Source organism: Polaromonas sp., assembly GCF_031411155.1.
Classification (GTDB): domain Bacteria; phylum Pseudomonadota; class Gammaproteobacteria; order Burkholderiales; family Burkholderiaceae_C; genus Polaromonas.
The window spans coordinates 1-12,496 of the sequence record NZ_JANOAL010000243.1 but is presented as its reverse complement, the minus strand read 5'-3'; the positions used below and the strand labels follow the sequence as shown (position 1 = coordinate 12,496).

At 64.9% G+C, this 12,496-nt stretch carries 12 protein-coding genes; 2 read left to right on the top strand and 10 right to left on the bottom strand.

Going from position 1 to position 12,496, the window contains the following annotated elements:
* The 5 genes from RMO23_RS14825 to RMO23_RS14805 form a co-directional block, all read right to left on the bottom strand.
* The coding region (locus tag RMO23_RS14825) for an NADP-dependent oxidoreductase (RefSeq protein WP_309683088.1) at positions 1 to 707 on the bottom strand (707 nt) is incomplete at its 3' end.
* Between the two features lie 101 nt (positions 708 to 808).
* Positions 809 to 1,426 carry a TetR/AcrR family transcriptional regulator gene (locus RMO23_RS14820; protein ID WP_309683086.1) on the bottom strand — a complete coding sequence of 206 codons (618 nt, stop codon included), beginning with the start codon at positions 1,424 to 1,426 and terminating at the stop codon, positions 809 to 811.
* 107 nt (positions 1,427 to 1,533) lie between these two features.
* The gene (locus tag RMO23_RS14815; RefSeq protein WP_309683083.1) at positions 1,534 to 2,202 is read right to left on the bottom strand and encodes an SPOR domain-containing protein; all 669 of its coding nucleotides are present in this window, start codon (positions 2,200 to 2,202) and stop codon (positions 1,534 to 1,536) included.
* Positions 2,196 to 3,098 (bottom strand): biotin--[acetyl-CoA-carboxylase] ligase, encoded by a 903-nt coding sequence (locus RMO23_RS14810; RefSeq protein WP_309683081.1) that lies wholly within the window; start codon positions 3,096 to 3,098, stop codon positions 2,196 to 2,198. The genes RMO23_RS14815 and RMO23_RS14810 overlap by 7 nt, the downstream gene beginning before the upstream one ends.
* Before the next feature lie 9 nt (positions 3,099 to 3,107).
* On the bottom strand, positions 3,108 to 3,767 hold the full coding sequence (locus tag RMO23_RS14805; RefSeq protein WP_309683080.1) for an SET domain-containing protein-lysine N-methyltransferase: 660 nt from the start codon (positions 3,765 to 3,767) through the stop codon (positions 3,108 to 3,110).
* Between the two features lie 115 nt (positions 3,768 to 3,882).
* Here RMO23_RS14805 and RMO23_RS14800 point away from each other — a divergent pair, with 115 nt between their 5' ends.
* Positions 3,883 to 4,410 (top strand): TlpA disulfide reductase family protein, encoded by a 528-nt coding sequence (locus RMO23_RS14800; RefSeq protein ID WP_309683078.1) that lies wholly within the window; start codon positions 3,883 to 3,885, stop codon positions 4,408 to 4,410.
* On the top strand, positions 4,407 to 7,460 hold the full coding sequence (locus tag RMO23_RS14795; protein ID WP_309683076.1) for a DNA topoisomerase III: 3,054 nt from the start codon (positions 4,407 to 4,409) through the stop codon (positions 7,458 to 7,460). Before RMO23_RS14800 ends, RMO23_RS14795 begins: the two co-directional genes overlap by 4 nt.
* Before the next feature lie 99 nt (positions 7,461 to 7,559).
* Here RMO23_RS14795 and RMO23_RS14790 read toward each other — a convergent pair whose 3' ends face one another.
* The 5 genes from RMO23_RS14790 to RMO23_RS14770 all read right to left on the bottom strand — a co-directional run.
* Complete coding sequence (locus RMO23_RS14790) at positions 7,560 to 8,933, bottom strand: aldehyde dehydrogenase family protein (RefSeq protein ID WP_309683075.1); 1,374 nt, start codon at positions 8,931 to 8,933, stop codon at positions 7,560 to 7,562.
* Positions 8,930 to 9,727 (bottom strand): type 1 glutamine amidotransferase, encoded by a 798-nt coding sequence (locus tag RMO23_RS14785; RefSeq protein WP_309683073.1) that lies wholly within the window; start codon positions 9,725 to 9,727, stop codon positions 8,930 to 8,932. The genes RMO23_RS14790 and RMO23_RS14785 overlap by 4 nt, the downstream gene beginning before the upstream one ends.
* Positions 9,724 to 10,857, bottom strand: coding sequence for an iron-containing alcohol dehydrogenase (locus RMO23_RS14780; RefSeq protein WP_309683071.1), 1,134 nt, complete (start codon positions 10,855 to 10,857; stop codon positions 9,724 to 9,726). Before RMO23_RS14780 ends, RMO23_RS14785 begins: the two co-directional genes overlap by 4 nt.
* A complete protein-coding gene (locus RMO23_RS14775) occupies positions 10,854 to 11,381 on the bottom strand; it encodes a GNAT family N-acetyltransferase (protein ID WP_309683070.1) in 528 nt (175 codons plus the stop codon). The genes RMO23_RS14780 and RMO23_RS14775 overlap by 4 nt, the downstream gene beginning before the upstream one ends.
* A 1-nt stretch (position 11,382) precedes the next feature.
* The coding region (locus RMO23_RS14770) for a glutamine synthetase (protein WP_309683067.1) at positions 11,383 to 12,496 on the bottom strand (1,114 nt) is incomplete at its 5' end.

The window sequence follows — 12,496 nt, the reverse complement described above, 5'->3', positions numbered from 1 at the left end:
GAGATGGAGATGAGTTTTCCGCCGGGTTTGAGCACATTCAAGGACTTCTCTAGCGTCTTGCCATCCTGGCTATTCAGAACCACGTCGTAGTCACGCAGGATTTTTTCGAAATCGTCTTGTCCGTAGTCGATGACCACATCTGCGCCGAGACTCTTCACCAAGGCCACATTGCCTGCGCTGGTGGTGGTGGCCACAGTTGCACCCAAATGCCTGGCCAATTGAATGGCAAATGTGCCCACACCACCGGAACCGGCCTGGATGAAAACCTTCTGCCCTTTTTTCAGCCTGGCCTTTTCAACCAGCGCCTGCCAAGCCGTCAATCCAACCAGCGGAATGGAGGCAGCCTCTTCCATGGTGATATTTTTGGGCTTGATCGCCAGGGAGTCCTCTTTGACGGCGACGAATTCCGCGAACGTGCCGATCCGGAAATCATCGGGCCTGGAATAGACCTCGTCACCAGGCTTGAATTGCCGCACGCGAGGCCCGACGCGAACCACGACCCCGGCCACATCGTGCCCCAGAACGAACGGCGCGCGATAAGGCAGGATGAGCTTGAATTCCCCGTTCCGGATTTTGCAATCCAACTGGTTCACACCGGCGGCGTGGACCTGGACCAATACCTCGTCCTCGCGCAGCACCGGTTCCGGCACTTCGCCCGCTCGCAAAGGTTCCTTTTCTCCATAACGATCAACGATGAATGCTTTCATGGCATTGCCTCTTTTCAAAAAGTGGGGGTTGGCACTCAATCGCCTGGGCCATTAAGAGATTTGGCATGATGAGCGTCATATTTTTGGCGAACAAAAACCCATTAATGGGTGGGTTCTAGCCCGGCAGGGGCCAAAGTCTTCAATGTTGCGCGGCATAGCGCGTCAGACAACGCAGAATCATCGACAGCACGGGCCAGCATCAAAGTGCCCACCATGGTGGCCACGGTCACAAGCGCACGCTCATGCGCGCTGGGCTGTCCCCAGTCCGGCAATTGACGGGCGACCAGATCAATCATCTCCTTGATGCGGCGCGTGGCCGCGAGGCGCACCTCGGGCGATTGGCGTGGCATTTCAGAACCCAGAGCTGAAACCGGGCAACCTGTTTCGATGTCCTCAAGATGCGCTTTTGAGAGATAGGCCTGTAGCAGAGCCTGTAACGACTGGTCCGGCGGTACGGCGGCTATGACACTTGCCGCTACGGCGTTGGATTCGGCACCAGCACGGTCCGCCGCCTCGGCCAACATGGCTTCACGGGACGCGAAATGGGCGTAAAAGGCGCCATGCGTCAGACCTGCTTCCTTCATGATGTCGGCGACTCCCGTGCCGTCATAACCGCTGCGCCGGATGGCTCGTGCGGCGGCCCCCACGATGCGCTCGTGGGAAGCTTCTTTGGCAGTGGTTCTGATATTGACGGATGTTTTTCGCATGATGCTCATCATACGCAAATTTAGCCCAACGCGCATCAAAAGGGCATCGGGGCGATCCGCGATTTCACCGCTGCCTACAACGAGAACGTCACCCGCTTCATAACTTGCGCAACTAAAAACTAGCGGCAGGCCTGCAGCGCCTTGCCGGCCAGTTGCGGCTTCAGGGTTTCAAGCTGGGTCCGCAGCGAGGCATCGACCGAGGCCAGCCGCAGCAGCTGGCCGCGCAGCTCGGGGCGCTCCAGCACCACCTTGGCGGTGCGCACGCCACGGCTCGCGATGCGGGCCAGCTCGGCCTCGGCGGCGGCCTGGGTGTCAAAGTGGCCGAGCGACAGGCCGGGGGACAGGCTGCGGTTGACTAGCGGTTCCAACGACAGGCCAAGCTGGCGCAGCTCGCCGCGCTTTTTGGCCAGCGCCTCGTCATCGCTGTACTTGCCCATGTAGACAATCCAGCGGCCCGGCTCAACGCTGCCCTCCAGCGACCAGCTGGCGGCCGGCAGGCTGGCCTGCAGGCGCGGGCGCAGCGCGCTGGCCTGCTCGTCGGTAAAGAGGCCGGCCTGCAGGCATTCGGCCACCAGCGCCGCCGCGCTGCTGCCGGGCGCCGCGTTTTCAAGCTGGCGCGCCTCGCTGGCGCTGAGCAGGCGCAGCGCCTCGGGCCGGATCTGCTGCATCAGGCGCTGCGGCTCGGCCTGGGTGATCGGGCCGTAGCCATAGCTCGTCAGCAGCCCCTGGGTCCAGGCAAAGTAGCCGGCGTTGGCCAGCAGCAGCGCAAGCACCAGCAGCCTCAGCATGCAGGCGCGTCTTTCGGCGGGGAGGGGGCGGCGAGGGGCCGCACGCTGACTTCGGCGCTGGTGATTTCTTTCATGCCGGTCGCCGTCTGCACCCGCAGCGCGCCGTTTTCGCCGACGCCGTGCGCCGTGCCTGCTTCGCCACGGTTGCCGTCCGACAGCTGCACCGGCTGGCCGGCCAGCACATCGCGCGCCGCGAAGCGCGCCTGAAACGGCGCAAAGCCAAATTGCCCGAAGGCCTGCACCGCCTGCACCAGCGGCGGCAGCAGCCGCAGCAAGGCCTGCGGCGCGTCGATGCCGGGCAGCAGCTCTTGCAGGCAGCCAGGCGCCATGGCGCCCAGCGGCGAGGCGGCGGTGGTCTCTGAAAGCTCGACCGGGCTGATATTCAGGCCGACCCCGATCACCAGGTAGCGAAGGCCTTCCCAGCTCGCGGTTTCCACCAGAATGCCGGCCAGCTTGCGGTAGCCCTGCGGGCTGCTCAGCCACAGGTCATTCGGCCATTTCAGGCCGATGCGGGGGCTGCCGGGTTCAGCGCCCTTCTCAGCGCCAGGGTCCGGGTCCAGGCTTTCGGCCAGGCTGATGCCCACCACCAGCGACAGGCCGGACCAGTCGGCCGGCTGCAGCGGCAGGCCCAGCGAAAAGGTCAGGCTGCCGCCGCGCCGGCTTTGCCAGCTGCGGCCCAGCCGGCCGCGCCCGGCGGTTTGCTGCTCGGCCACCAGCAGCAGCGGCTCGGGCCGGGGCGCCATGCCGGCGGAACCCCTGAAGCGCCGCATCAGCTCGCTGTTGGTCGAGTCAATCTCGGGCAGGATTTCGACCGTGAAGCCCGGCAGCGAAGGCGCCAGCGCCTGCCACAGCGCTTCGGCAGGCCATTGAATCGGCGAAGTCAGGGACGGGTTCACGGGCCGGGCTCAGTCTTTCTTCTTTTTCTTCTTGTCTTTGGCTTTTGCCTTGACCTTGGCCTTGGCCTTGTCTTTCTTGCCGGCCTTGGCTTTTTCCTTGTCCTTGGGCGCCAGCAGCGTGCCGCGGCAATCCGGGGCGCCGCACCAGCAGGGGTATTCGGCCTTGAGCTTCCTGGTGTACTTGGCGTCGATGATCAGGCCATAGTCATAAAACAGCTCTTCGCCGGCCGCGATGTTGCGCAGCGCCTTGATGAAGACGCGGCCGTCGTCTTCGTCGGCTTCGCAGTTGGGCTGGCAGCTGTGGTTGATCCAGCGCGAGGAGTTGCCGCCGAACTTGGCGTCAATCACATGCTTTTCGTCGATGTGAAAGTAAAACGTGTGGTTCGGGTCGCTAGCGTCGTGCGGATGCCGGCGCAGCGCCTCTTTCCAGGTCACGACCTCGCCGACGTACTCGATCAGCGTCTCGCCCTCGGCCAGGTCCTGCAGCGCAAACACGCCCTTGCCATGCACGCCCGAGCGCCGGGTCTGGATGCGGCGGCCGTCGCCGGCGGGCCGGGGCGTGTCGACAGCAACAGCCACCGGCGTAGCGGCCGGAACCGGTGCAAAAAGGGGGGCGAAAGCCAGGGTTTTTGACACGGCGTGTTTTTTTGGTATGGTTAATTCATGCATGTGCGCGCACCTGCGTGCATGGGCGTGCGCACGCACATGCGCGCGAAGCCGCTATTGTAATGATGCGCCTGATTCGATTTTTTGCGCCCCAGGGGCTGTCCAAAGGAGCCAAACCATGTTCAACCGCCGGGAGGCCATTCAGTCCGCTGCGGCGCTGGCCGCCGCCGGTGTGGGCCTGGGCGCGCTCGCCGCGGGCAGTGAAAGCCCGCTGCCAAAAGTAGGCAGCCCGCTGCGCTTGCCCGAGCCTCTGACGCTGCTGGACGGCAGCCGCTGGAGTGCCGCGCCCATGCAGGGCAAGACGCTTGTGGTGTACTGGTGGGCCAGCTGGTGCCCTTTTTGCGCGCTGCAGTCGCCCCATATAGAGGCCTTGTGGCGGGCGCAGCAGGCCAAGGGCTTGCAGGTGCTGGCGCTGTCGATTGACCGGCAGCAGGCTGCCGCCGCGAACTATATGAAGGCCAGGGGCTATAGCTTTCCGGCCGGCATGCTGACGCCCGAGGTGGCCCGGCTGCTGCCCAAGCCGGTGGGGCTGCCGGTGCTGGTGGTCCTGAAGGTGGCGGCCGATGGCCGTAACGGAACCGTCGTATTTGCTGAAAGCGGGGAAATGTTTCCCGAAGATGTAGAAGGTTTGAAGAAGTACTTATGAAAACTCTGGTGATTGCAGAAAAACCCTCGGTCGCACAAGACATTGTGCGGGCCATCACGCCCACAGCGGGCAAGTTTGAAAAGCACGACGAGTACTTTGAAAGCGACGAGTGGCTGGTGACCTCGGCTGTTGGCCACCTGGTCGAGATCCAGGCGCCCGAGGAGTTTGACGTCAAGCGCGGCAAGTGGAGCTTTGCCAACCTGCCGGTGATACCGCCCTACTTTGACCTCAAACCCATCGACAAGACCAAGACGCGCCTCAATGCCATTGTCAAGCTGGCCAAGCGCAAGGACGTGGGCGCGCTCGTCAACGCCTGCGACGCGGGCCGTGAGGGCGAGCTGATCTTCCGCCTGATCCAGCAGTACGCCAACAGCAAGCACCCGGTCAAGCGGCTGTGGCTGCAGTCGATGACGCCGGCGGCGATTCGCGACGGCTTTGGCAGCCTGCGCAGCGAAAAGCAGATGCAGGGCCTGGCCGACGCGGCGCGTTCGCGCTCCGAGGCCGACTGGATGGTCGGCATCAACGGCACGCGCGCCATGACCGCCTTCAACTCGCGCGATGGCGGTTTCTTTTTGACCACCGTGGGCCGGGTGCAGACGCCGACCCTGAGCGTGGTGGTCGAGCGCGAGGAAAAAATCCGCAAGTTCATCAGCCGCGATTACTGGGAAATCCATGCCAGTTTTCTGGCCGAAGCCGGCGAATACCCGGCCAAGTGGTTTGACCCGAGCTGGAAAAAAGCCGCCGCCAATGCCGACAATGCCGAGCCCGATGCCGAGCTGAAGGCCGACCGGGTCTGGTCCGAGCGCGAAGCCATGGCGATTGCCGCCGCGGTGCGCGGCAAGGCCGCCACGGTGACCGAGGAAAGCAAGCCCACCACGCAGGCCGCCGGCCTGCTGTTTGACCTGACCTCGCTGCAGCGCGAGGCCAATGGCAAGTTCGGCTTTTCGGCCAAGACCACGCTGTCGATCGCGCAAAGCCTGTACGAGCGCCACAAGGCGCTGACCTACCCGCGTACCGACTCGCGCGCCCTGCCCGAAGACTACGTGCCGGTGGTCAGGCAAACCTTTGAAATGCTGGCCGCCAGCCCGATGAAGCACCTGGCGCCGCATGCGGCGACGGCGCTCAAGGGCGGCTACATCAAGCCCAGCAAGCGCATTTTCGACAACGCCAAGGTGAGTGACCACTTCGCCATCATCCCCACGCTGCAAGCGCCCAGTGGCCTCAGCGACGCCGAGCAAAAACTGTACGACCTGGTGGTGCGCCGCTTCATGGCGGTGTTCTTCCCGAGTGCCGAGTACCTGGTGACGACGCGGATCACGACGGTGGCCGCAGCGTCGGGCCGCCCCAAGCAAGGCATGGCCCCCCCGGGGGGCAGCCAAGCACACGCAGTGGGGAGCGTGGGGGCGACTGACAGCCACAGCTTCAAGACCGAGGGCAAGGTGCTGGTCAAGCCCGGCTGGCTGGCGATTTATGGCAAGGAAGCGGCCGACGAGGTGGCCGACGCCAAGGACGGCGACAAGGGCCAGAGCCTGGTGCCGGTCAAGCCTGGCGAAATGGTAAGGGCCGAAGTGGTCGAGGCCAAAGGCCTGAAAACCCGGCCGCCGGCGCGCTACAGCGAAGCCACCTTGCTGGGCGCGATGGAAGGCGCCGGCAAGACGATTGACGACGACGAGTTGCGCGAAGCCATGCAGGAAAAAGGCCTGGGCACGCCGGCCACGCGCGCCGCCACCATCGAGGGCCTGATCGCCGAGAAATACATGCTGCGCGAAGGCCGCGAGCTGATTCCCACGGCCAAGGCGTTTCAGCTGATGACCTTGCTGCGTGGGCTGGATGTGCAGGAACTCTCCAAAGCCGAGCTGACCGGCGAGTGGGAGTTCAAGCTGGCGCAGATGGAGCATGGCCAGCTGAGCCGCGAAACCTTCATGGCCGAAATTGCCGCCATGACCGAGCGCCTGGTGGCCAAGGCCAAGGGCTACGACAAGGACAGCATTCCCGGCGACTACGCCACCTTGCAAACGCCCTGCCCGAACTGCGGCGGCGTGGTCAAGGAAAACTACCGCCGCTACACCTGCACCGGCAAAAAAGGCGACGACGCCGACAGCGGCTGCGGCTTTTCGTTTGGCAAGACACCGGCCGGCCGCACCTTTGAAAACGCCGAGGTCGAGCAGTTTTTGCGCGACAAGAAAATCGGCCCGCTGGACGGTTTCCGCTCCAAGGCGGGCTGGCCGTTCAGCGCCGAGATGGTCATCAAGTTCGACGAGGAAACCAAGAACTACAAGCTGGAATTTGACTTTGGCGACGACAAGAACGCCGAGACCGGCGAGATTGTCGACTTTTCGGGCCAGCAGTCACTGGGCGCCTGCCCCAAATGCGGCAGCGGCGTGTTTGAACTGGGCAAGAACTATGTCTGCGAGAAGTCAGTGCCCACTGATGCCCAACCCACGCCCAGCTGCGACTTCAAGACCGGCCAGGTGATCTTGCAGCAGCCGGTGGAGCGCGAGCAGATGGTCAAGCTGCTGACGACCGGCAAGACCGATCTGCTTGACAAGTTTGTCTCCATGCGCACGCGCCGCGCCTTCAAGGCCATGCTGGCCTGGGACGCCGAAGCCGGCAAGGTGAACTTCGAGTTTGCGCCGTCCAAGTTTCCGCCACGCAAACCGGCAGCGGCCAAAACCGGTAGCGCGACGGTCAAAACGCCGTTTGGCAAAACCGTGGCCGCCAAGGCCGCGCCGGCCGCCAAAAAGGCAGCGGCAAAAAAAGCCCCGGCCAAGACCGCTGCCGCCAAGGTCGCCAAGCCCAAGGCACCGCGCAAAACCACCGCCGCCAGCGGCCTCAAACCCAGCGAGGCGCTGGCCGCCGTGATTGGCGCCGAGCCGGTGGCGCGTACCCAGGTCATCAAAAAACTCTGGGACTACATCAAGGCCGAAAACCTGCAGGACGCCGCCAACAAGCGCGCCATCAATGCCGACGCCAAGCTGCTGCCGGTGTTCGGCAAGCCGCAGGTGACGATGTTCGAGCTGGCCGGGATTGTGGGCAAGCACCTGAGTTGAGGGCAACGGCGCAGATTGCTATTATTTTAATAGCTGTCTGCGCGCATTCTGCCTGGGCTAGAGGCTGATTTGATGCCTAAAACAGCGTCGGCGGCAGTTTCAGGGCTGGCGCAGGTGCCAGGCCCTGGGCCGGGTGAAGGTCTGGATGCCGTAGGTCGACAAGGTCAGGCCCACGCCCGAATCGCCGTAGCCGCTCCAGGGCAGGCGCGGGCTGACGCGGTCGCAGCAGTTCCAGTAGACGCTGCCGGCGTTGAGCTGCGCCAGCAGCGTCCTGGCGCGTGTCTCGTCGGGGCTGTAGACGCCGGCGGTCAGGCCGTAGCGGCTGTCGTTCATCAGGCGCACCGCTTCGGCGTCGTCCGACACTTTCTGGATGCCGATGAGCGGGCCAAAGCTTTCCTCGCGCATCAGTTCCATGCCGTGGTTCACGCCGGCAAACACCGTGGGCGCGTACCAGTGACCGGGGCCGGGCAGTCGCTGGCCGCCCAGCAGCAGCGTGGCGCCTTTGGCTTTGGCGTCGGCCACCTGCGCGTCCAGCACATCGAGCTGCGGCGCGCGCGTGATGGCGCCGATGTAGGTGCTGTCCAGCATCGGGTCGCCGAGCGGGAAGGTCTTGACGGTGGCGACAAAGGCGGCCACAAAAGCGTCGTAAATGGCCTCGTGCACATAAATGCGCTCGACCGAGCAGCAGCTCTGGCCGGTGTTGTACATGGCGCCGTCGGCCAGCGACGCGGCAGCGGTTTGCGGGTTGGCGTCGTCGCAGACGTAGGTCGGGTCCTTGCCGCCCAATTCGAGCTGCAGCTTGACCCGGCGCGGGCCGATGGCCTGCGCGATCTTCGCGCCCGTCGCGTAGGAGCCGGTAAAAAACAGGCCGTCGATGTTTTGCTCCAGCAGCGCCGCGCCGACCGCGCCGCCGCCTGTCAGCGGCACAAACACGTCGCTGGGCACGCCCGCCGCATGCAGCAGACGCGCGATGGCCAGACCGGTCATGGCGGCGTACTCGGACGGCTTGTAGAGCACGGCATTGCCGGTCAGCAGCGCCGGAACAAACACATTGGCGCCGACAAACCAGGGGTAGTTCCAGGCCGAGATATTGGCCACCAGACCGAGCGGCAGGTGCTCGATCTGCTCGGTCATGCCGCCTTCGCTGAACACGGTCTGGGTGGCGGTGCTGCTTGCCACTTCGGCCAGGAAAAAGTCAATGCGGCCCAGCAGGCCATTGAGTTCGTTGCGCGACATGCCGATCGGCTTGCCGGTCTCTTGCGTCATCACGGCGGCCAGCTGGGGCAGCTCGGCCACCACACCAGTGCGAAAGCGCTGGATGCAGGCGATGCGCCGGGCCAGCGGCACGGCGGCCCAGCCGGGCTGGGCGGCGCGCGCCCGCAGCGCCTTGGCCGCGACCGAGGCGGCGTCGTCGGCCGGCAGCTTGGTGATCAGCGCGCCGCTGGCGGGGTTGTAAACGGGCAGCCGATTCATGACCGGCCCCCGGTCTTGGCGGCGCCGACGGCGGTCAGGAAATCGTCCAGCACCGCCGCATCGTCAATCGTGTCGGAGCCGGGCTGGTGAAACTCGGGGTGCCACTGCAAAGCGGCGATGTAGCTCTTGCTGCGGTCCTTGCGGCGTATGGCTTCGACAATGCCGTCGTCGACGCTGAAGGCCTCGGCGACGAATTCGGGCGCCAGGTCTTTCACCGCCTGGTGGTGAATGCTGTTGACGCGCACCCGCTCGACGCCGGGGTAGAGCGAGGACAGACGCGAGCCCTGCACGATGTCGACGCTGTGAAAGTTCTGGTCGTAGGTGGCGGCATCGCGGTGAACGAACGATTCGGGCAGCTGGGTCTGGATGTCCTGGTACAGCGTGCCGCCATAGGCCACGTTGAGCAGCTGCAGGCCGCGGCAGACACCGAAAATCGGCTTGCCCAGCGTCTCGAAGGCGGCCACCAGCGCCTTGTCGTAGTCGTCGCGCACGCGGTCGCCCGACCATTTTTCCACGAGCGGGGTTTCGCCATAGCTGCCGGGCCAGACATCGGCGCCGCCATGCAGCACCAGGCCATCGAGCCACTGCGCATAGTGCGCATAGGTCACGTCGCCGCGCTGGGTGCTGCCGGTCGGGCAGGGCACCATCACGACCATGGCGCCCGAGGACATCAGCCAGTGCGCGATCGACTGCTCGACATATTGCAGCGTCTTGCCGGTAAAAAAGGAACGGGTCGGATCGGCGTGGGAAAAGCAGGCCGACAGGCCAATCTTCAGGCGGCTGGCAGCGGTCATAGGGCGGTCTCGAAGAGTTTTTGGAAATCAGCCGCCGAGCACGGCCGCAGATTGGTCTGGTGGCAGATGTCGGCCGTGGCGATCTCGACCAGGCGTGGAATCTGCGCCGCCGTCACGCCATGGGCCGACAGCGGGCCGACGATGCCGATGCGGGCCTTGAGCTGCTGCAGCCAGGCGACAAAGGCCTTGCCGCCGCCGGGCACGCCGCAGACATGGGCCAGCTCCTCAAACTTGGCCGGCGCCGCTTCGTAGTTCCAGGCCAGCACGGTGTCAATCATCAAGGCGTTGGCCAGGCCGTGGTGCAGGTCGCAGACGGCGCCCAGCGCATGGGCGCACGAATGCACCGCGCCCAGGTCTTTCTGGAACGCAATCGCGCCCATCATCGAGGCCATCATCATGTCGCTGCGCGCCTGCAGGTTGCCCGGCTCCTGCACGGCGGCGAGCAGGGATCGCGCGGCGATGCGCGCGCCCTCCAGCGCAATGCCGTCGCACAGCGGGTGGTAGGCCGGCGACAGGTAGCTTTCGATGTTGTGCGTCAGCGCGTCCATGCCGGTGGCGGCGGTCACGGCCGGTGACAGGCCCAACGTCAGTTCCGGGTCGGCAAACACCACCTTGGCCAGAATTTTGGCGCTGAACACCACGCGCTTGAGGTGGGTGTCGTTTTCGCTGACGACGCTGGAGCGGCCGACTTCGGAGCCGGTGCCCGAGGTGGTGGGCAGCGCCACAAAGTAGGGCAGCGGGTTGACGATGGGCCGCACCTGGGGGTGGTCCCAGACGTAGTCGAGAATGTCGCCCTCATGCGTGGCGGCCAGCCCCACCAACTTGGCCACGTCAAGCGCCGCGCCGCCGCCAAAGCCGATCACGCAGTCGGCGTTGTGAGACTTGTATGCCGCGCTGCCCGCCATCACCTGGCTGCAGGTCGGGTTGCCGTGCACGCCCGAAAACACCGCCACCTCAAGGCCGGCCAGATGGGTCTGGAATTCAGCCAGCACCGGCAGCGCCGCCAGTGCCTGGTCGGTGACGATCAGCGGGCGCTGGCAGCCGGCTTCCAGCAGCTGGGCGGCCACCAGCTTGCGGGCGCCGGCGCCAAACTTGATCAGGGTCGGGAAGGAAAAGGTGGTGATGCTCATGAGGGAAGTACCAGGTACATGTGGTTTTTGTCGTAAAGCCGATTCTGGACCTTGATGGCGCCGGGCTCAACTCCGAAGCTGGCAAAGCCGGCGTCCAGGTACAGCCGTTCGGCGCCCTGATTGCCACGCGTCACGGTCAGCACCAGCAGCTCCAGGTCGCTGGCGCGCGCATCGGCCAGCAGCGCCGCCAGCAGGTGGCGCGCCAGGCCATGCCGCGCGAACTCGGGCGCCACATACATGCCGATGACCACCGCCTTGTGGCGGTTTTTGAGGCGCTGTTCGCGGTCCAGCCCGACCATGCCGGCCAGCACGCCGTCAACAAAAGCACCCCAGAAGCGGCCGCTGGAGTCTTCACCGAGCCGCCGTTCGGCATCGGCCAGCGGCTTGGGCAGCTCTTCCTCGTAACTCGAGGTAAAGGCCTCGGGGTGGTCGTGAAAGGCGCGCAGCCGCATCGCGCGGTAGGCGGGGGCGTCGCTGACGACCAGCCGGCGAACCTGCAGCCCGGATGGCAGCTCAGGGGACATGTCAGATGATTTCAAAATAGCGTTTCAGTTCCCAGTCGGTCACGCCGTCCAGCCACTGCCGCCACTCCCAGTCGCGCGTGGCGGCGAAGTGATCGACGAAGGTATCGCCGAGCCAGTCGCGGGCGATCTCTGATTTTTCAAAGAGGCGTGTGGTCTCGATCAGGGTGCGCGGGGCGCGCGCGATGTGTTCCGCGCCCTGGTTGGTGCCGGTGATGGGCGGGGTCGTGAGCTTGAGGCCTTTTTCCACGCCGTCCAGCCCGGCCGCAATCACGGCGGCCATGGCCAGGTAGGGGTTCACGTCGGCGCCCGGGCAGCGCGTCTCCAGCCGCGTGGCCTTGGCGCTGCCGGCAATCACCCGAAAACTCGCGGTGCGGTTGTCCATGCCCCAGGTTGGCTTGACCGGTGCCCAGAAGCCGTCGACCAGGCGCTTGTAGCTGTTGATGGTGGGCCAGATCAGGGGGCCGAACTCCATCATGCAGGCAACCTGCCCGGCGACATAGCTTTCAAACAGCTTGCTCATCTTGCGCGGGGAGTTGGCGTCGTAAAACAGGTTGCTTTTGCCGTCCGACAGGCTCTGGTGGATGTGGCCGCTGCAACCCGGCAGCTGCTGGTTCGGCTTGGCCATGAAGCTGGGCATGATGCCAAAGCGCGACCCGATTTCCTTGACGCCGGTCTTGAACAGCACGGCGCGGTCGGCCTGCTCCAGCGCTTCACTGAAGCTGATGGCGACCTCGTAGACGCCGGGGCCGGTCTCGGTGTGCAGGCCTTCTATCGGCACGCCAAAGGCCAGCATCTCGTCCATGATGGCCTTGAAGAAGCCCTGGTTCTGGTTCATGCGCAGCAGCGAGTAGCCGAACATGCCGGGTGTCAGCTGGGTCGGCGCCACGCCTTTCTTGGCGGCCCAGCTGTGCGGTGTTTCCAGGAAATTGAACCACTCGAATTCCATGCCGGTCATGGCCTGAAAGCCCATTTTCTCGGCGCGCTGGAGCACGCGCTTCAGGGTCTGGCGCGGGCAGACGGCATGCGGCGTGCCGTCGGCGTTGACGAACTCGCCGAGAAAAAACGGCACGCCCTCGTCCCAGGGCACATGGCGGAAGGTAGCCAGATCCAGTCGC

Bases quoted from the DNA above. Each gene is read 5' to 3' on its own strand.
- RMO23_RS14820 (WP_309683086.1), bottom strand. From the start codon at position 1,426: ATGATGAGCATCATGCGAAAAACATCCGTCAATATCAGAACCACTGCC.
- RMO23_RS14815 (WP_309683083.1), bottom strand. From the start codon at position 2,202: ATGCTGAGGCTGCTGGTGCTTGCGCTGCTGCTGGCCAACGCCGGCTAC.
- RMO23_RS14805 (WP_309683080.1), bottom strand. From the start codon at position 3,767: ATGCATGAATTAACCATACCAAAAAAACACGCCGTGTCAAAAACCCTG.
- RMO23_RS14800 (WP_309683078.1), top strand. From the start codon at position 3,883: ATGTTCAACCGCCGGGAGGCCATTCAGTCCGCTGCGGCGCTGGCCGCC.
- RMO23_RS14795 (WP_309683076.1), top strand. From the start codon at position 4,407: ATGAAAACTCTGGTGATTGCAGAAAAACCCTCGGTCGCACAAGACATT.
- RMO23_RS14790 (WP_309683075.1), bottom strand. From the start codon at position 8,933: ATGAATCGGCTGCCCGTTTACAACCCCGCCAGCGGCGCGCTGATCACC.
- RMO23_RS14785 (WP_309683073.1), bottom strand. From the start codon at position 9,727: ATGACCGCTGCCAGCCGCCTGAAGATTGGCCTGTCGGCCTGCTTTTCC.
- RMO23_RS14780 (WP_309683071.1), bottom strand. From the start codon at position 10,857: ATGAGCATCACCACCTTTTCCTTCCCGACCCTGATCAAGTTTGGCGCC.
- RMO23_RS14775 (WP_309683070.1), bottom strand. From the start codon at position 11,381: ATGTCCCCTGAGCTGCCATCCGGGCTGCAGGTTCGCCGGCTGGTCGTC.